The sequence below is a fragment of the Pseudomonas sp. TE21394 genome, from assembly GCF_054057835.1.
The window spans coordinates 2730000-2748420 of sequence record NZ_JBSRZR010000001.1 but is presented as its reverse complement, the minus strand read 5'-3'; the positions used below and the strand labels follow the sequence as shown (position 1 = coordinate 2748420).

The following is an 18421-nucleotide window of genomic DNA, read 5'->3' as shown; positions in this document are numbered from 1 at the left end:
CATGGATGACAACACCCTTTCACTGTTCGCCGGCATCGGCGCCCTGCTGCTCCTTGCAAGTGTCATCGGCCGCCTGCTGAAATGGCGCGCCGGCCCGTCACCGCATGCCGTGATCGACAACCTCAACGCCCGCATCAACGCCTGGTGGGTCATGGTGCTGGTAATCGGCATCGCCTTCCTGTTCGGCAAGTACGGCGTGATCGTACTGTTCTATGGTGTGTCGTTCTATGCCCTGCGTGAGTTCATGACCCTCACCCCGACCCGGCGCAGCGACTACCCGGCGCTGGTGGCGGCATTCTATGTGGCGCTGCCGGTGCAGTACGTGCTTATCGCCATGGACTGGTACGGGCTGTTCAGTATCTTCATCCCGGTATACCTGTTTCTGTTGTTGCCGATCCTGGCCAGCTTCGGTGGCGACACCACACGCTTTCTCGAACGTGCCTCGAAGGTGCAGTGGGGGCTGATGATCGCGGTGTACTGCGTGTCGTCGGTGCCGGCACTGATGACCCTCGATATCCCCGGTTACGAGGGCCGTAACCTGCTGCTGATCGCCTGGCTGATCCTGGTGGTGCAGATCAGCGACGTGCTGCAGTACGTGTGCGGCAAGCTGTTCGGCAAGCACAAGGTGGCGCCCAACCTGTCACCGTCGAAAACTGTCGAGGGCCTCGCCGGTGGCGTGGCGCTGGCTACCCTGATCGGTGCCCTGTTGTGCTGGATCACTCCGTTCACTTTCTGGCAGGCCGCGCTGATGGCGCTGGCGGTGAACGCCATGGGCTTCTTCGGCGGGCTGGTGATGTCGGCGATCAAGCGCGACCGCGGAGTGAAAGACTGGGGGCACATGATCGAAGGCCATGGTGGCATGCTCGACCGCATGGACTCGGTGTGCTTTGCCGCGCCGGTGTTCTTCCACTTTGTGCGGTATTGGTGGGCTTAGTAGGTGTTCACCTTCAGTTTTCTGGTGCCTGCAAGAGCGAGCGCCGCCCGCGCGGCGCATCGCGAGCGGCGCTCGATTTACGCATCCCCTCAAAACTCAAGACCAACACCTGGTAGCCTAGAGCCTATCTTCCGACGAGCAAATGCCGGTTGCTAATTCCCACCCTTCCGTGAACCCCTGGGATGCCCGATCGCTCCAACAGGCTACTTGAGGTACGACCGCAACAACGCCGCCACCTTGTCCGCCTCGTCCTGCCGCTCCTCGGTGCTCAGCCCGTCCGCCACCAGGTGTTCGCGGATATGCCCTTCCATCACCTCGGCCATCAGCCCGTTCACCGCGCCGCGCACGGCGGCGATCTGCTGCAGGATCGCCAGGCAATCCTTGTCCTGCTCCAGCGCCGTCTCCAGGGCGGCGGCCTGGCCTTTGATCTTGCGCACCCGGGTCAGCAGTTGCTTCTTGCTCTTCAGGGTATGTGCCATTGGGTTTCGCACCATGCTAGGTATACTGGGGTATAGTATATTTCTCGACATTCCGGAAGCATGATAAACCATGGCGACACAAACCTCAGACCGTTGGCAGCACAGCCACCAGTTCCATACCGGTAGCCTGGGTGCCGAGCGCAAGACCCGCCTGGCGGTGTGGCTGACTGCCGTGATGATGGTGGCGGAAATTGCCGGCGGCTGGTTCTTCAATTCCATGGCATTGCTGGCCGACGGCTGGCACATGAGTTCCCATGCGCTGGCCTTGGGCCTGTCGTTGCTGGCCTACGCCGCTGCCCGGCGCTATGCCGGCGATCGGCGCTTTGCTTTCGGCACCTGGAAAATCGAGATTCTCGGCGGTTATTCCAGTGCCCTGCTGCTGCTCGGGGTGGCGGGGCTGATGGCCTTCCAGTCGGTGGAGCGCCTGCTGGCACCGGGGCCGATCCACTATGACCAGGCGATCTTGATCGCCGCCGTGGGCCTGGCGGTCAACCTGGCCTGTGCCTGGCTGCTGCGGGACGATCACGATCACCATCATCACCACGGCCTCGATCATCGGCGCGACCACGGTCATCATCACCACGACCTGAACCTGCGCTCGGCCTACCTGCATGTGGTCGCTGATGCCGCCACCTCGGTGCTGGCCATCGCCGCCCTGCTGGCTGGCAAGTTCTGGGGTGCCGGCTGGCTCGACCCGATCATGGGCCTGGTGGGTGCGCTGCTGGTGGCGCTGTGGGCCCGGGGGTTGCTGCGCGACACCAGCCGGGTACTGCTGGACGCGGAGATGGATGCACCGGTGGTGGCGGAAATACGCGAAGTGGTGGCACAGCTGCCGGTACCGGCCAGCATTACCGACCTGCACGTGTGGCGGGTCGGCAAGGACCAGTACGCCTGCATCCTCGGCCTCGCCGCCGCTGGCGAACTCAGCGCCGACAGCGTGCGCCAGGCCTTGGGCGTGCACGAGGAACTGGCGCATGTCACCGTCGAGGTCAACCGCCTGGCATAGCGCGACCAGACAGCTGGACGTCGAGCCCAGGCAACTGCCGCCCGGCCGATGGTCCTATGGTGACGAGTCATTCAGCCAGTCACCAGGAGTTGTGCCATGTCCGATTTCATCACCGTCCTGCGCGAAACCTGCCCGACACCGGTCGTGGACGCCACCAAGTGGAAGCGCATCGGCGGCGATCCGCACACCGTCAATCTCAACGCCTACCTGTCGGCCGACGGCAGCAAGATCATGGGTACCTGGATCTGCACTCCGGGCAAGTTCGAGGTCAACTACGAGAAGTGGGAGTTCTGCCATTTCCTCGATGGCTACTGCATCATCACCCCGGAAGGCGAAGAGCCGAAACACCTGAAAGCGGGCGACGTGTTCGTGATCGAGCCGGGGATGAAAGGTACCTGGGAAGTGGTCGAAACTGTGCGCAAGTATTTCGTCTTCGCCTGATTTCAAAGACTGACATCGCCCCCTGTGGGAGCGGGTTTACCCGCGAATGCTGCAGTAGCTTTACCGCCGCATTCGCGGGTAAACCCGCTCCCACAGGGTCATATGCTGCCCGCTGAATCGGAAGCAAAAAAATCGCGGATCAGGCGCCCTTCCCTCTGGTGCGCAGTTACAGAGGGAAGGCCACCTGGCCCGCGATGAAGTCCACCTCGCGCGTCAATCCTTCTTGCGGTAACTCTCGACGATGGCCGAGAAATCCTTGCCCCCTTCCCCGCGCAGACTCATGGCCTGATACAGCTGCTGGGCCACTGCCCCGAGGATCACGGGTTGGTGCGCCTGGCGTGCCGCCTCGGTGGCCAGGCCCAGGTCCTTGAGCATCAGCTCGGCGCCAAAACCACCGGTATAGCCCCGCGATGCCGGCGCGGTCTCGATGATGCCGGGCCAAGGATTATAGGTATCCGAGCTCCAGCAACGTCCGGTCGAACTGTTGATGATGCCTGCCAGCACCTTGGTGTCGATGCCCAGAGCATTGCCCAGGGCCATGGCTTCGGACACACCGACCATCGAGATACCCAACAGCAGGTTGTTGCAGATCTTGGCGATCTGCCCGGTACCGACATCACCGCAATGCACGATGTTGCGGCCCATCTGCTCCAGTACCGGCTTGAGGGTGGCGAACAGCTCGGTACTGGCACCGACCATGAAGGTCAGGGTGCCTGCCGCCGCGCCACCGGTGCCGCCAGACACCGGCGCATCGCCCATGTCCACGCCCTTGGCTGCAGCCGCCTTGGAGACATCGCGTGCGGTTTGCGGGTCGATGGTGCTGCAATCCACGGTTGGCGTGCCAGGACGAATACCCGCCAGCACGCCGTCTTCGTTCAGGTAAACACTACGCACATGGGCAGCGGCCGGCAGCATGGTGATCACCAGCTCGCTGTTGGCCGCCGCGTCCTTGGGCGAAGGGCTGATCTGCCCGCCCAGTTCGGCAAGCTCGGCGAGCACGGCCTTGTTCAGGTCGAACAGGTTCAGTTGGTGCCCGGCCTTGATCAGGTTGCGGGCCATGGGTGCGCCCATGTTGCCGAGGCCGATGAATGCGATACGCATGACTCTCTCCTTAACGCAGGCTGATGGCTTAGCGCAGGCTGATGGTGGTGTTCACACCGTCGTTGACGCTGTCGTCATCGAACCAGCGGGCGGTGACGGTCTTGGTCTGGGTGTAGAACTGCACCACTTGCTTGCCGTACGGGCCGAGGTCGCCGAGCTTGGAGCCACGCGAGCCGGTGAAGCTGAAGAACGGCACCGGTACCGGGATCGGGATGTTGATACCTACCTGGCCAATGTCGATTTCGCTCTGGAACTTGCGCGCGGCCGCGCCGCTCTGGGTGAACAGGCCGGTGCCGTTGCCGAACGGGTTGGCGTTGACCAGGGCGATGGCCTCGTCAAGTGTGTCGACCTCCAGGGTCACCAGCACCGGGCCGAAGATTTCCTGGGTATAGATCTGCATGTCGGTCTTCACGCCCGAGAACAGGGTCGGGCCGACGAAGTTGCCTTGCTCGTAACCCGGTACCTTGACGTCACGGCCGTCGAGTTCCAGCTTGGCACCTTCCTTGATACCGCTTTCGATCAGGCCCAGCACCCGCTCCTTGGCACGCTTGGAAACCACCGGGCCGACATCGGTGCCAGGCTCGCAACCGGCATTGACCGTGAGCTTGCTGGCCGCCTCCTTGATGTCCGGCAGCCATTCGCGCGCCTTGCCGACCAGTACCGCTACCGAAGTGGCCATGCAGCGCTGGCCCGCCGCGCCGAAAGCGGCACCGACCAGGGCGTTGATGGTCTGGGTGCGGTTGGCATCGGGCAGCACCACCGCGTGGTTCTTGGCGCCCATCATCGACTGCACGCGCTTGCCGTGCTGGCTGCCCAGGTTGTACACGTGGGTGCCCACTTCGGTGGAACCGACGAAGGAAATTGCCTTGATGTCCGGGTGGGTGCAGATAGCGTCCACCACTTGCTTGCCTCCGTGCACCACGTTGAGCACACCAGCCGGTACGCCGGCTTCCAGCGCCAGCTCGACCAGCAGCATGGTCGACAGCGGGTCCTGCTCGGACGGCTTGAGCACAAAAGTGTTGCCGCAGACGATGGCCATCGGGAACATCCACAGCGGGATCATGGCCGGGAAGTTGAACGGGGTGATACCGGCACATACACCGATGGGCTGGCGCAAGGTATAGGTATCGACGCCACCGGCGACATTCTCGGCGAATTCGCCCATCTGCAGGGTACCGATCGAGGCGGCATGCTCGACCACCTCCAGGCCGCGGAAGATATCGCCTTCGGCATCGGCCAGGGTCTTGCCTTGTTCGGCACTGAGCACCTGGGCGATACGCTTGGTGTGTTCGCGAATCAGCGCCTGCAGCTTGAGCATGATGCGCATGCGGGCGCCAATCGGGGTGTCGCGCCAGGTCTTGAAGGCGCGCTGTGCAGCGGCGACGGCTGCGTCCACTTCCTCGGCGGTGGCGAACGGTACGCGCGCCAGCACTTCCTGGGTAGCCGGGTTGACGATATCGCGCCATTCAGAGGTCCTGGACTCGACCCACTGGCCGTCGATCAGCAGCTTGACCTGGTCGATCCTGGTCTGGTTAGGGGATTGCGGTGCGTTCATCTGCGTTCTCCTTGGAATTATTGTCGGGACGAGATCGCCAGCGCCGGGCAAACGCGAGGTGGCGTCCTGAGGCTTGTTTCGAGTATAGATGTGCAAACATCCAACAAGAACGCACAAAAAAACCGGATCATCATGCAAAAAGACCTCACATCCCTGAGCGCGCTGAACTGGGACGACCTGAAGTTCTTCCTCGAAGTGGCCCGCACCCGCAAGGCCAGTAGCGCCGCCAAGCGCCTGAGCGTCGACTACACCACGGTGTCGCGGCGCATCAGCTCGCTGGAAGGGGCACTCGGCACCCTGCTGTTCGAAAAGTCGCGGACCAACGGCTTTGTCCTCACCGCCGAGGGGCAGCGCCTGCTGGGCTATGCCGAGTCGATCGAGAGCACCCTGCACATGGCCTGCGAACAGGTTTCCGGGTCGGGCGTGGCGTTGTCCGGGCACGTGCGCATGGGCTGCACCGAAGGTTTCGGCAGTTTCTTCGTCACCCCGCAACTGAGCCACTTCGTCGACGCCTACCCGGCAATCTCGGTGGACATACTGCCGCTGCCGCACTTCATCAGCCTGTCCAAGCGCGAGGCGGACATCGTCATCGCCCTGGAGCGACCCGAGCATGGGCCATATGTGTGCTGCAAGCTGTGCGACTACCGCTTGCGCCTGTACGCCACCCGGGAATACCTCGATAACCACGCCCCCATCCGCCAGATCGCGGACCTGGCCAGACACCCGTTCATCAGCTACGTGGACGACCTGGCGTTCAGTTCGGAGCTGCTGTACCTGGCCAACCTGATTCCCAGCGCCAGTGCGCATTTGCGCAGTACCAGCGTGATTGCCCAGTACACGGCGGCGTTGCAAGGACGAGGCCTGGCGATCTTGCCCTGCTTCCTGGCCGCTCAGGACCGGCGGCTGGTGACAGTGCTGCCAGAGGAGGTCGAGGTGACGCGGCAGTTCTGGATGTACTGCCGGGAAGATCTGCGCAAATTGAAGCGAATTACCCTGCTATGGGATTACATCCGTCAGGTGACCGAGGCGAACGCGCCGTTGTTGATGGGCGAGACGCGGGAGATGCGCTTTGCCCAGAAGTGATCATGCTTGGCCGCAAACATGGACAGTGTGTACCCGTAGGGCTGGAGTCAGTAAGAGGCCACCACGATTGACACCCGCCGGTTCTCGGTACGCCCGGCGCTGGTGCGGTTGTCCGCCACCGGCTGGCTGCTGCCCAGGCCACGGCTGTGGATATTCTGTGCCGGCATGCCAACCGCGACCAACGTCTTGGCCACGCTTTGCGCACGCCGTTCGGACAGCTGTTGGTTGTACACCGCCTTGCCCGATGCGTCGGCATGCCCGTCCACCCGCACGCCCTGGATGCCAACGCCGAGCAATGCCTTGCCGATACGTTGGACAATCGCCTGGCTCTGGCTATTGAGGCTATCCAGGTCGCTGCCGAACAGCACCTTACCGGACAAGTCATAGGCCCAACCTTCGTCGGTCGGGGTAAAGCCTTCGCGCTTGAGCATCGCGATCTGTTCGGCGCTCAGGCCTTTGGGTGGCGTGCTCTGGCAACCAGCCAAGGCCAGCAGTGCCAGCAGCAAGGCCCATAGGGGGAAACGTACAGCCTGCTTCACGGGTTCAACTCCTGTTTGTTGATTTGCATCTGCGCGACGTGCCAGTGCCCGCGGCGATTGCGCTTGGCCTGGTACATCGCAGCGTCGGCAGCATTCAGAAGACTGGCAGGATCGGTGCCGTCATCCGGGTAACAGGCGATACCGACACTCACCGAGGTGGCGATAGTGCGGCCACTGTCCAGTTGCATCGGCAGCTTCATGCTGGCAACGATCTTCTCGGCAACGCGCTCGGCATCCTGACGCGAATGCACTGGTGTCAGCAGCACGGCGAATTCGTCGCCACCCAGGCGCGCCACCAGGTCGTGCTCACGCAGCTGGGCGCGCACACGGTCGGCCACGCTGATCAGCACTTCGTCGCCCACGGCATGGCCGAGGGTATCGTTGATCTGCTTGAAGTGGTCACTGTCGAGAAACAGCAGCGCCAGGTGCTCCTGCTGCCGCTCGGCATTGCGCAGGCTGCGGGTCAGGCGCCCCTCGAAAAAGGCGCGGTTGGGCAGGCCGGTCAAACTGTCGTGGCTGGCCTGGTGGGCCAGCGTCTGGTTTTCGTTCTGCAGGTGGCTGTGCCACACCTCCAGTTCGTCCAGCAACGCATTGAAGTCGTTGCCCAGCTCGTTGAGCTCGGCAATCGCTGCTTCCGGTACGCGCCGGTCGAAGCTGCGCTCCCGGCGGGCGGCATGGGCGACACTGGCCAGGCCGCGCAGCGGGCGGACGATATCACCGAGCAAACGACGCGACAGGTATTGCGCAGCCAAAGCGCTGAGCAACGTGCAGAACAGGATGCCGGCCAAGCCACTGAGCAGGAACAGCAACAGGCTACGCCCCTGGCCGACCAGTTCGATGCGCCCGACCTGCCGCTGCTGATGGATGATCGGCAGGTTGACCGGCTCATCGAGCAAGGCGCTGGCAACCTGCCCTTCCAGCTGCGCGAGCAGGCCGCTATCGCTGCGCCGCCAATACGCCAGTTGCTGGCCTTCGTTGTCGAATACCCTGGCCTCGGCCACTTCCTCGGCCCTGGCAATCAGTGCCAGCGCTTCGTTGGCCGCAGCGCCGTCGTCGAACACCACGGCTGCTTCCACGGTGTAACTGATCGAGCGGGCGATCAGGTGCAGGTTTTGGTTGGCGTAAACGCGCAGGGCGAGCACGCCCAGCAGGGTCAGGGCAACACCCGCCAGACCGACGGCGAGCAAAGCGACGCTCAGGTGGCCACGGCCGAGCACCGAGCGCAGGGTCGGGCGGGCGCCGCGCTTGTGCACCGGCTTCATGGCTGCACCGCCCGGCGCTGCGACAACTGCAGCACGCTGGGGTGAATGCGCACACCGGAGCGTGCCACCGAGTCGAGGTTGACCTCGAAGGCGACCTGCCGGTCGCTGACCCGCAGGCAGAACAGGCTGCCGACCGTACAGGGGTCGTCCGCTTCGCTGATGCTCAGTACCGGGTGGCCGCTGATGCGCTCGAACAGCCGGTCACGCTGGCCCTGGTCGAGCCTGCCGATATACAGGGCATCGCAGGCCTGGGCAACCTGGCTTTCCGTCGCCAGCAGACGCCGCACCTGCAGCGGCTGGCCGGACTCCTGGAGGTGGCCTTTGATCAGGTCATCGGCGTACTCGGTCGGGCCGACCAGGCACAGCCGCAGGGGTGAGGGTTCGACGGGCCAGCGGGCATAGCTGAAGATGCCAAGTACTACCTGGGTGACGGCCTTGGCGCGTTGCTGCGCCTGGGCGACAGTTGCTGCGGTGTCCGCCCGGGCAAGACCTGCTGCAAGGAACAGGGCGGCCAGCAATAGCGAAAGGGCACAGTTTGTCACTCGCCTTGCGGCCAGCTTCATGCGGGAAATCTCTCAGGATCCTATCGGATTACGGCGCAACGATAGCATATGGCCGCCCTCCAGGACCGCGTGCGGACTCAGACCTGCTCGAGCATCAACCCGGAAATACGCCGAACCTTGCGTGCCACCGCTTCTTCGAAAATGCCCTGGCGCGGTTCGACCAGGCTGAAGCAGTGCTTGGCGCGGGTAATCCCGGTGTATATCAGCTCCTTGGTCAGCACCGGGTTCAGCGCTTCGGGCAGCACCAGAGCGGTGTGGCCGAACTCCGAGCCCTGCGACTTGTGCACGGTCATGGCGAATACCGTTTCCACCTCGTTCAACCGGCTGGGCAGGACGAAGCGTACACCGCCGCTGCCGTCGTTGCGCGGGAAGGCCACGCGCAGCAGGGGCTCACCGTGCTCGTCCGGCAGGCGCAAGGCGATGCCGATGTCACCGTTCATCAGGCCCAGGCCGTAATCGTTGCGCGTCACCAGCACCGGACGTCCTTCGTACCAGGGCTGTTGGTTGTCGATCAACCCGGCATTGTGCAGCACCTGTGCCACCCGCTCGTTGAGGCCTTCGACGCCCCAGGCCCCGCGGCGTACCGCACACAGTAGCTGGAAGTCCTCGAAGCTTTGCAGCACTTTGCCTGCCCATTGCTCCCATGCAGGGTCATCAACGGCGGTATCGAGCGCCGGACGGTAGCGTCCGAGGGTACGCAGATAACCGCGGTAGCCCTGCGGGCCATCGCTGCCCCGGTCAAGGCCGTCGAGCAGCAGGCGGTCGAAGGCGCGGTCGTGCTCGTGCTTCAGGGCCAGGCTGTGCACGTCGGCAGGCGGCATGGCCAGCAGTTTACGCGCCGCATGCGCTTCCTGGCGGTTGACCAGCCGGGCCAGCTGGCCAATGCCGCTGCCCTCGCCGAAACGCCGTGAGAAGCGCAACATCACCACCTGCTGGGCTAGCGGGTGGCGCTGCTCGTCACCGGTCTTGAGGCCGCTGCCGGCCAGCGACTCGCCACCGACCTGTTCCAACCATGCCTGGGTCGCCGGTGAGTAACAGCCGTCTTCGGCGTCACGGCACAGGTCGCCCAGTACCGCGCCGGCTTCGACCGAGGCCAGTTGGTCCTTGTCACCCAGCAGCACCAGGCGCGCCCGTGGCGGCAGGGCATCGAGCAGGTTGGCCATCATTTCCAGGTCGATCATCGAGGCTTCGTCGACCACCAGCACGTCCAGGGGCAACGGGTTGCCGGCATGGTGGCGGAAGTGTCGCGAGCCTGGTCGGCTACCGAGCAGGCGGTGCACGGTGCTGACCTCGGTAGGGATCTGCCCGCGTACCTCGGCGCTGACCTGAAGGCGTTCGACTTGCTGGCCGATGGATTCGGTCAGGCGCGCCGCCGCCTTGCCGGTCGGCGCGGCCAGGCGAATGCGCAGCGGCCTGCCCTGCTCCACCGCCGGCGCCTGCAGCAAGGCCAACAGGCGTACCACGGTGGTCGTCTTGCCGGTACCGGGGCCGCCAGTAATGATGCTGAAGCCGGCGCGGGTGGCCAGGGCGCAGGCGAGCTTCTGCCAGTCGACCTGGCCCACTGGCACTCCCCCGTCGAACAGCTGCGCCAGACGAGCCGGCAAGTCGGCCGTTGCAGCGTCGGCCTTGGTCAGACGCTGACGCAGGATATGGTCGATGCGCCGCTCGTAATTCCAGTAGCGGCGCAGGTACAGGCGCTCGCCGCTGAGCACCAGCGGCCGCGCTTGCTGCCCTGGGGTATTGCCGGCAGCCACCAGGGCGCTGGCGGCAATCCGTTGGCGCCAGGCGTGCAGGTCGAGGTTGGCCAGCAATTGCGAGGGGAGCAGCAAGGGGCCAGTCAGAGCATCGCCTTCGGGCGGCAACGACAGCGCGAAGTCGGGCTCTGCCAGGGTTTGCTGCAAATCAAGGCAGACATGGCCATGGCCCAGCTGATGGCTCGCCAGGGCAGCGGCCAGCAACAGCAAGGGATCGCTACCGGGAGCGCGCTCTTCCAGGAACAGCACGAACGCGCGGTCCAGGGCTCGCAACCAGCCGCGCTCCACCCAACGGTCGAGCAGTTGCAGCAGGTCAGCGCTGTCGTGTCGTGGCTTCAGGGCCAGCAAATGCTCGGCCTGCAGCGGGGTTGGCAACAGGTCGACTAGGCTGCGGCTCATATCATGGCTCCGGCAAACAGGTCCTGCTGCATGGGCGGGTGCTCGCCGCGGAACAGCGCATCGAGGCTATCGATCAGCTCACGCGGCGGCTTGGTGTGATACACACCGTGGCCGCTGCTGCTGGCACCGCGCAGGAAGATGAACAGAGCGCCGCCGACATGGCGGTCGTAGTCATAATCGGGCAGACGCGCGCGCAGCTGGCGATGCAGGGCCAGCACGTACAGCACGTACTGCAGGTCGTAACGGTGTTCGAGAATGGCTTTCTCCATGGCCAGGCCATCGTAGGCCTGGATGTCCGGGCCCAGCCAGTTGGACTTGTAATCGGCCACGTAGTAGCGCCCGTCCAGCTCGAACGCCAGGTCAATGAAGCCTTTGAACATGCCGTTGAGCAAGGTTGGTTGCGCCGCCGGGCGCGCCAGGCCGGGGTGGGTATGGCGAGCCACCAGGCGGTCGAGCTGTTCGGCATCGACCTGACGGCTGGCGAACCAGAACTCCATTTCCACCTGATAGTGGCGCAATTGCCCAAGGGTCACGCTCAGGCCTTTGCCTGCCAACGGTAACGCCTCACCCAGCAGGCGTTGCAGCCATTGGCTGAGGGTGGTGATCCAGCCGGTCCAGTCACGCCGGTTGCAGCGCTGGCCAACGGTTTCCTGGATCAGCTGCGGGTTGCCACTCACCTGGCTGAAGCCCTCACGGCCCGCCCACTCCAGCAAGCCGTGGAGAAAGGTGCCGGGGTTGGGCCCACGCGGGAAGCGGTGGATATCGCCACTGTCGGCCGGGACCTCACGCAACATCTGCGCGTCGGCCCTTTCGTCGTCGAACAACTGCTGCGCCTGCGAGCTGTCGGCGCCGAGCGCCTGTTCGCCGATGCGCAGGGCGCTGTACGAGGCGATCCACCAATGCTCGGCCGCCGCACGGCGTGGCTTGCGTGCCGGCAGCAACTCCCGCGTGGCATGCGGCATGCGATACAGCTGCTGATCCGCTTGCGGCAGGCCTGGGCAGCTGATGTGCGGGCTGGTTGCCGCCAGGGCCTGCAACCAGCTCCCCAGTTGCTCCGAGCCCGGCAAGGCGAGGCCGCCACCGAGCAGGTAGCCGAACGCCGAACGGTGCAACTGCGAGCTTTTCTGATTGCCGCGCTTGAGGTCGGCAACGCCCAGCCAGCAGGCATGCTGGGCACGGGTCAGGGCCACGTAAAGCAGGCGCAGGTCCTCGGCCAGGCGCTCGTCATCGGCGCGCTCGATCTGTTCCGGGTCAGGCGTGAGGGTGAGATGAGCGTTACCCAGGCTGTCATGCCAGGCCAGTGGCAGACGGCTGCCATCGACCGGTTTGCTGGTGCAGATGAACGGCAGATAGACCAAGGGGTATTCCAGGCCCTTGGACTTGTGAATGGTCACCACCTTGACCAGTTGCTCGTCGCTCTCCAGGCGCAGGATCTGCTCCTCGCCGGCCTGGGCGGAACTGGCCAGGTGCTCGGCCAGATGCCGAATCAGCGCCTGTTCGCCATCCAGTTCGCCAGCGGCCTGCTGCAGCAGCTCGGCCAGGTGCAGCAGGTTGGTCAGCACCCGCTCGCCATCACTGCGACGGATCAACGTGCGCGGCAACTGGAAGTCATGCAGCAGGTGCCGCAGCATTGGCAGCACGCCCTGGCGCTGCCAGATATCGCGGTAGCAGCGAAAACGCATGACCCAGGCTTCCCAGACGCGCTCGTCCTGGTTCAGCCGGTCCAGTGCCGCCAGCGACAGATTGAGAGTCAGGCTGGCCAGGGCCGCCTTGAGCAGGCGTTCCGAATCGGGTTCGGCGCAGGCCTTCAGCCAGGCCAGCAGGTCATGCGCTTCCTGAGCGGCGAACACCGAGTCCTTGTCGGACAGGTAGACGCTGCGCACCTCGCGCGCGGCCAGCTCGGCACGGATCATTTGCGCCTCGTGCCCATCACGGACCAGGATGGCAATGTCGGAGGGCAGGCACGGGCGCAATTCGCCCTCGGCATCACGGAAACCTGCGCTGCCCTGCTGGCCGCCGTTGAGCAAGGCGACAATGTGGCTGGCGCAACTGGCGGCAAGCTGCTGGCGGTAGACGCTGCCGGAAACCGGTTCCTCGCTTTCCAATTGCCAACATTGCAGGGCTGCACAGGGCTCACCATCAATCAGGAATTGCTCGCCCCGGCCTTTGGCACGAACCTCGATGAACGGCAGCGGGTTGTCGTCAGCCTCGCGGAACAGGAACGCACCCCGCCCGGTTTCACGCGCCTCGGCCTGCAGGAACAGCTGATTGACCGCTGCGACCATGGCCTTGCTGGAGCGGTAGTTGGTATCCAGGCTGTGCAGGCGACCACTGGTGGCGCGGCGCGCAGCAAGGTAGGTGTAGATGTCGGCGCCACGGAAGGCATAGATCGCCTGCTTGGGGTCGCCGATCATGAACAGGCCGGTCTGATTGCGGTTTTCGCTGATCTGGTAGATGCGCTCGAAGATGCCGTACTGGACCGGGTCGGTGTCCTGGAACTCGTCGATCAGGGCGACCGGGAACTGTTCGCGGATCAACCCGGCCAGGCGCTCGCCAGCCTCGCTGGCCAAGGCCTGCTGCAGGCGCATGAGCATGTCGTCGAAGCCCATTTCCGCACGCCGACGCTTTTCGACTTCGAAACGTGCCGATACCCAGCTGGCCGCATGCTCGAGCAAGGGTGCCTCCGGGCTCTCCAAAGCCTGCAACTGTTGTTGCAGGGCTTGCATGGCATCGAGTGCCGGGTGGACAGGTGGCTCACCGGACTTCCACGCGTCAAGCATGCCCGCCGGCGTCAGGCGGCTGAAGCCGCTGCCCAGCTCCAGCTCGACCAACTGCTCGTCAGCAGCCCAGGCGCAGAGCTTGTCGCACCAGGAATCAAAATACTGCGCACGCATCTTGCGGCCGTCGACCTGCTTGGCGGCCACCGCAGCATGGCAGATCTGCCGCAGCTCCTCGGCCCATTGCGTCCACGGTGCCTTGAGCCGGGCCAACTGCTCGCCACGCTGCTGCAGCGACGCCTCGATCAGCGCCGCCGGCTCCAGCCCTTCCTGCTGGGCGCGCACCCGGCCGAACAGCGGGCGGATGCGCGACAGCAAGGCGTCAGGGCTACCCCAGTGGTTGCGCACCCAGGCCAGCGCATCGCCTTGCATGCCATAGCAGAAGCGCCGCCAGTAATCGCGCACCACTTGCGCCAACAAGTCGCTGTGGTCAGTTTCCAGGGTTTGGGTGAACAGGCTGCCGCTGTCGAAGGCGTGCTCGCGGAGCATGCGCTGACACCAGCCGTGGATGGTCGACACGGCAGCCTCGTCCATCCACTGCACAGCGATTTCCAGGCGGCCGGCACAGCGCGGCCAGGCCTCTTCCGGGTAGTCATCACGCAACTGATGCAACAGCGGATCAGCAGCTTGCAGTTCACCGCGGAAGAACCGCGCAGCTTCGCCCAGGCGGGCCCGGATGCGCTCGCGCAGCTCTTTGGTCGCGGCGTCGGTGAAGGTTACCACCAGGATCTGCGGGGGCAGCAGCTCGCGATCGAAGCCCTGCTCGCCGCCGTGGCCGAGGATCAGGCGCAGGTAAAGCGCCGAAATGGTGAACGTCTTGCCCGTGCCGGCGCTGGCCTCGATCAGCTGGCTGCCATGCAGGGGGAATCTCAGTGCCAGGGGACGGTCCTGGGTCATGCGCCTTTCTCCGGGTTGCCCAGGGTCTGCCAAGCGGCGTCGAACAAGGGGCGGTACAACGTTTCGCACCAGCCTTCGAAGGTTTCGTCAGCAGTGAGCGCGGCAAAGTCGCGGAACTGGCGGGCCTGGGCGACGCTTTCACTGCGCTCGCCGAAGCTGGTGCGCCCGTCGCCTTCGTAGGCGCGGGTTGCGGCGGCCAGGGCTTTGTCACTGTCGTCCTGGGCCAGCCAGGCGAATGCGGTCTTGGCCGCGACCGGCAATGGTGCGTTCATCCCCGCCTGACGGGCCACCAGCAAATCGCCCAGCAATTGCGCCGCCTGCGCCTGCGGCAATGGCGCAAGTAGCAGGGTCAGGTCGCTGGCCACCAGTGCGCTGTGATAGGAATAGCCCGCCGCGCACGCGGCCAGGTGGTTGACCCAGGGCATGATCAGGCGGTGCCACTTGAGGGCATTGCGCCCCGCGCTGATGGTGTTGGGCACGGTCGAGATGCTCAGCAGGCTCTGGTCAGCCGCCTGGAATACCCGCCCCAGCCAGCCTTCGAGGCGGTGCTGGCCATGCTCGAAATGCACCGGTAACGCGCCCTCGACCAGGTGCGGCCAACGCTGCAACAACTGGCGGTGGCGTTGCAGCAGGTCTGGCAGCGGCTCGATCAGCTCGCGCTGCAGCAACTCGCCGAAGCCTGCCAATGGCAGCAGGCCACAGGCCTGCAGGCGCCGGGCCTGCGCCTGCAGGGCCTGTTCGGGATTGTCCGGCTCGGCCAGCGCTGCGCCGAGCAGGCTTTCGCTCGCACCGTAGCGTTGCAGGGCATCGAGAACGAAGGGCTCTTCGTCCGGGGGCGGTGCCTCCAACGCTTCGAAGTACACTTTCAGGCGCTGGCTGAAGAAGTGCCGCACCGGGTGGCGCAGGAAGTCACCCAGCATGGGCAGGCTCAGGGCTTCATCGTTCTGATAGGGCGGCAGGCCGGGGTGGTCCAGCTCGTCTTCCTGCCCCTGCTGGTGCAGCACCTGCCATTCATGTGCAAAGCTGAACAGCGGGCTGCCTTTTTCGAAGTAGCGCGGGCTGAACGGTTGCAACGGGTGCTCCTGGGTCAGGGCATGCAGCAGTTGCTCGCCTGGCTCAGCTGGCTGCCCCTGCAGTTCATTGGCCAGATGCCAGCCGGCCGCGAGGTGGTCGCGTAGCTGGCCGATCAGTACCGAGGCCGGGCGCTCGCTGTTGTCACGGATGCTACGCCCGACCCAACTGACATAGAGCTGGTCGCGTGCCGAGAGCAGCGCTTCCAGCAGCAGGTAACGGTCATCCTCGCGACGCGAGCGGTCGCCCGGGCGGTAGTCACTGGCCATCAGGTCAAAGTCCAGCGGTTGCTGGGTACGCGGGTAGTCGCCATCGTTCATGCCCAGCAGGCAGACCACCCGGAACGGGATGGCGCGCATCGGCATCAGGGTGCAGAAGTTCACCGAACCGGCGAGGAAGCGCTGGGACAACTTGCCCTGGTCAAGGCCCGACAGCCAGGCTTCGCGTACGACAGTCAACGGCAGCGGGTCTTGCAGGCCAACGGCCTGGCATACCTCAAGCCAGCTATCGCGCAGATCCTGCAATTGCATCAGCAGAAACTCGTCACGCTCGCCCTCGGCCAGGAAGAATACCTGCAACAGGGCATGCAGGCGCTCTCCCCACTGACTGACCGTGGCAGGTTCGGACAAGGCCTGGCAGGCCACATCGAGGGCCTCGAGCAAGGCGGCCAGCGGGCCTATCAGTGCTGCATCCAGCCCACCGATTTCATCGTAGGGTTCGATGTCGTCGCAGGCTTCCCCCACGCCTACTGCGTAACCCAGCAGCATCCGCCGCAGGCCGAACCGCCAACTGTTCTGTTCCAGCCCGGCGGGTAACCCGAGGCTGGCCCGCTGCTCGGCATCGAGGCCCCAGCGGATGCCGGCGCCTTCGATCCAGCGGTGCAGCGTGGGCAGGTCGCTTTCGCGGATACCGAAACGGGCGCGGACGGCCGGCACGTCCAACAGGTCCAGCACTTCGCTGACCGCGAAACGGCTGTCGGGCAGCTTGAGCAGGTGTTCGAGCGCAATCAGCAACGGCTCGCGGCCTCGTTGCCCCTGGTCGGTCAGGGTGAACGGGATATACCGCGGGTCGTTGCGCTGCAACTGGCCGAAAACGGCGCGTATGTGCGGCGCGTAGGTATCGATGGCCGGCAACATGACGATGACGTCACGAGGGCGCAGGGTAGGATCGGCACTGAAGCGGGCCAGCAACTGATCATGGAGTATCTCCACTTCCCGTTGCGGGCTGTGGGCAATGTGGAAGCGGATCGAGCGATCCTGTACTGGGTCGACTGCCGGCCACAAGTCTCGGGTTTCGGTGAGCGGGCGCAGTTCGAGGATGTCATCCTGCAACTGGTTGAGCAGCGTTGCAGGCGAGCCGTCGCTGAACAGGTCGATGCGGCCATCGCTGAACACACCCTGGTAACTGGCAGGGTCATCGTAACTGTCGAGCAAGTTGATATAGTCGCGGCCCTGTTTGCCCCAGGCAGCCAGCAGAGGGTGGGCATGTTGATGCAGCGACTGGTCGTCCAGTTGCAGGGGCATGCCTTGCTTGCGCTGCTGACGCTTGTACTGATGCCGCAACAGGTCCTTGTCGGCAACAATATCGGCCCAGTGGTGGCGACATGGGTTGTGCACGCACAGCAACACTTGGCTGAAGCGTGCCAGGCCGGCCAGTGCCTCCAGGGCCTGGGCTGGCAACGAGGAGATGCCGAACACGATCACCCGGGGCGGTAACCCTGGCGGTGCCTGCTCCAGGCCGTTGATGCGTTCGAGGAAGCGCTGATGGACGCCGGCTCGGCTCTGCGCCATGCCCTGCTCGCCGACATCTTCCAGCAATGCCCGCCATAACTCGGCTTGCCAGCGGTTCCCCGGGGGCAACGGTTTGCGCTCGCCACGGGCGGTGTTGAGGATGTGCTCACCGGCAGCCCAGTCCTTGAGCCAGTCAGCGCGGTAGACCTGGTACTGGTCGAACAGGTCGGCCAGGCGTTCGGCAAGTTGGTAGCGCTTGCGCAGGTCGCTGTCGTCGACAAGGAAGCGCCGCAGCGGCTCGAAGTGCGGACGTTCGATCAAGGCCGGCAGCAGGCGCATCAGGCGCCAAGTCAGCGGTGCCTTGTCGAGCAGCGAAACCTGGGGAATCTCGTCGCGCCCCAGCACGCTCCGGTACAGCTGCCACATGAAACTGCCTGGTAGTTGTACGTCGATTGCGGCAGCGATGCCGCAGCCGCCAAGGTCGTCTTCCAATGGGTCTTCAGCCAAGGCCAGTTTGAGCCATTGGGCGATGCCATTGCTTTGTACCAGGGCGATTTCATTTTCCAGCGGCGCCAGGGGATAGCGACGCATCCAGCTCACCACCAGGCTACGCAGGTCGTCGAGGCGGTTGCCATGGACGATCATGAAGCCGGGATGGAGGTGCTTGGTGCTGGACATCGACAGGTCTCTGCAAGGCGCTGGTGGCTGAGGGGGAACGATATCACGCGAACAGAAAAGTGGCCTGGTGTCGCGACCGGTATGGGAGCATCCGCGCCCGCTCCCACAGGAACAGCGCATACCGCGGAAGTTTTTTGCGCAACAAAGACAAA

The 18421-nt window shown here is 64.5% G+C and carries 13 protein-coding genes; 4 read left to right on the top strand and 9 right to left on the bottom strand.

Going from position 1 to position 18421, the window contains the following annotated elements:
- Position 1 precedes the first annotated feature (1 nt).
- Positions 2-934 (top strand): phosphatidate cytidylyltransferase, encoded by a 933-nt coding sequence (locus tag ACVWZT_RS12630; protein ID WP_457469580.1) that lies wholly within the window; start codon positions 2-4, stop codon positions 932-934.
- A 203-nt stretch (positions 935-1137) separates the two neighbouring features.
- On the opposite strand, the gene ACVWZT_RS12625 is transcribed toward ACVWZT_RS12630, so the two are convergent.
- Positions 1138-1413 (bottom strand): metal/formaldehyde-sensitive transcriptional repressor, encoded by a 276-nt coding sequence (locus ACVWZT_RS12625; protein WP_225779277.1) that lies wholly within the window; start codon positions 1411-1413, stop codon positions 1138-1140.
- A 70-nt stretch (positions 1414-1483) separates the two neighbouring features.
- On the opposite strand from ACVWZT_RS12625, the gene dmeF reads away from it, so the two are divergent.
- Positions 1484-2419, top strand: a complete 936-nt coding sequence (dmeF, locus tag ACVWZT_RS12620; protein ID WP_457469578.1) for a CDF family Co(II)/Ni(II) efflux transporter DmeF — start codon at positions 1484-1486, stop codon at positions 2417-2419.
- Positions 2420-2515: 96 nt separating this feature from the next.
- Positions 2516-2860: a cupin domain-containing protein gene (locus ACVWZT_RS12615; protein ID WP_003258412.1), complete on the top strand. Its 345-nt coding sequence runs from the start codon at positions 2516-2518 to the stop codon at positions 2858-2860.
- Between the two features lie 213 nt (positions 2861-3073).
- On the opposite strand, the gene mmsB is transcribed toward ACVWZT_RS12615, so the two are convergent.
- On the bottom strand, positions 3074-3961 hold the full coding sequence (gene mmsB, locus ACVWZT_RS12610; protein ID WP_457469576.1) for a 3-hydroxyisobutyrate dehydrogenase: 888 nt from the start codon (positions 3959-3961) through the stop codon (positions 3074-3076).
- A 28-nt stretch (positions 3962-3989) separates the two neighbouring features.
- A complete protein-coding gene (locus ACVWZT_RS12605; RefSeq protein WP_457469574.1) occupies positions 3990-5516 on the bottom strand; it encodes a CoA-acylating methylmalonate-semialdehyde dehydrogenase in 1527 nt (508 codons plus the stop codon).
- A gap of 132 nt (positions 5517-5648) precedes the next feature.
- Here ACVWZT_RS12605 and ACVWZT_RS12600 point away from each other — a divergent pair, with 132 nt between their 5' ends.
- On the top strand, positions 5649-6599 hold the full coding sequence (locus tag ACVWZT_RS12600) for a LysR family transcriptional regulator (RefSeq protein WP_457469572.1): 951 nt from the start codon (positions 5649-5651) through the stop codon (positions 6597-6599).
- 47 nt (positions 6600-6646) lie between these two features.
- On the opposite strand, the gene ACVWZT_RS12595 is transcribed toward ACVWZT_RS12600, so the two are convergent.
- The 6 genes from ACVWZT_RS12595 to recC form a co-directional block, all read right to left on the bottom strand.
- Positions 6647-7138: an OmpA family protein gene (locus ACVWZT_RS12595; RefSeq protein ID WP_296229883.1), complete on the bottom strand. Its 492-nt coding sequence runs from the start codon at positions 7136-7138 to the stop codon at positions 6647-6649.
- Entirely contained in the window at positions 7135-8400 is a 1266-nt protein-coding gene (locus ACVWZT_RS12590) for a diguanylate cyclase domain-containing protein (protein ID WP_457469571.1), read from the bottom strand. Before ACVWZT_RS12590 ends, ACVWZT_RS12595 begins: the two co-directional genes overlap by 4 nt.
- Entirely contained in the window at positions 8397-8963 is a 567-nt protein-coding gene (locus tag ACVWZT_RS12585) for a YfiR family protein (protein WP_296229886.1), read from the bottom strand. Before ACVWZT_RS12585 ends, ACVWZT_RS12590 begins: the two co-directional genes overlap by 4 nt.
- 77 nt (positions 8964-9040) lie before the next feature.
- Entirely contained in the window at positions 9041-11116 is a 2076-nt protein-coding gene (recD, locus tag ACVWZT_RS12580; RefSeq protein WP_457469568.1) for an exodeoxyribonuclease V subunit alpha, read from the bottom strand.
- Positions 11113-14790, bottom strand: coding sequence for an exodeoxyribonuclease V subunit beta (recB, locus tag ACVWZT_RS12575; protein WP_457469566.1), 3678 nt, complete (start codon positions 14788-14790; stop codon positions 11113-11115). The genes recD and recB overlap by 4 nt, the downstream gene beginning before the upstream one ends.
- Entirely contained in the window at positions 14787-18269 is a 3483-nt protein-coding gene (gene recC, locus ACVWZT_RS12570; protein WP_457469564.1) for an exodeoxyribonuclease V subunit gamma, read from the bottom strand. The genes recB and recC overlap by 4 nt, the downstream gene beginning before the upstream one ends.
- Between the last annotated feature and the right edge of the window lie 152 nt (positions 18270-18421).

Excerpts from the sequence above, each read along its gene's own strand:
- ACVWZT_RS12625 (WP_225779277.1), bottom strand. The coding sequence starts at position 1,413 with ATGGCACATACCCTGAAGAGCAAGAAGCAACTGCTGACCCGGGTGCGC.
- ACVWZT_RS12630 (WP_457469580.1), top strand. The coding sequence starts at position 2 with ATGGATGACAACACCCTTTCACTGTTCGCCGGCATCGGCGCCCTGCTG.
- dmeF (WP_457469578.1), top strand. The coding sequence starts at position 1,484 with ATGGCGACACAAACCTCAGACCGTTGGCAGCACAGCCACCAGTTCCAT.
- ACVWZT_RS12615 (WP_003258412.1), top strand. The coding sequence starts at position 2,516 with ATGTCCGATTTCATCACCGTCCTGCGCGAAACCTGCCCGACACCGGTC.
- recB (WP_457469566.1), bottom strand. The coding sequence starts at position 14,790 with ATGACCCAGGACCGTCCCCTGGCACTGAGATTCCCCCTGCATGGCAGC.
- ACVWZT_RS12585 (WP_296229886.1), bottom strand. The coding sequence starts at position 8,963 with ATGAAGCTGGCCGCAAGGCGAGTGACAAACTGTGCCCTTTCGCTATTG.
- ACVWZT_RS12590 (WP_457469571.1), bottom strand. The coding sequence starts at position 8,400 with ATGAAGCCGGTGCACAAGCGCGGCGCCCGCCCGACCCTGCGCTCGGTG.
- ACVWZT_RS12605 (WP_457469574.1), bottom strand. The coding sequence starts at position 5,516 with ATGAACGCACCGCAATCCCCTAACCAGACCAGGATCGACCAGGTCAAG.
- recD (WP_457469568.1), bottom strand. The coding sequence starts at position 11,116 with ATGAGCCGCAGCCTAGTCGACCTGTTGCCAACCCCGCTGCAGGCCGAG.
- recC (WP_457469564.1), bottom strand. The coding sequence starts at position 18,269 with ATGTCCAGCACCAAGCACCTCCATCCCGGCTTCATGATCGTCCATGGC.
- mmsB (WP_457469576.1), bottom strand. The coding sequence starts at position 3,961 with ATGCGTATCGCATTCATCGGCCTCGGCAACATGGGCGCACCCATGGCC.
- ACVWZT_RS12600 (WP_457469572.1), top strand. The coding sequence starts at position 5,649 with ATGCAAAAAGACCTCACATCCCTGAGCGCGCTGAACTGGGACGACCTG.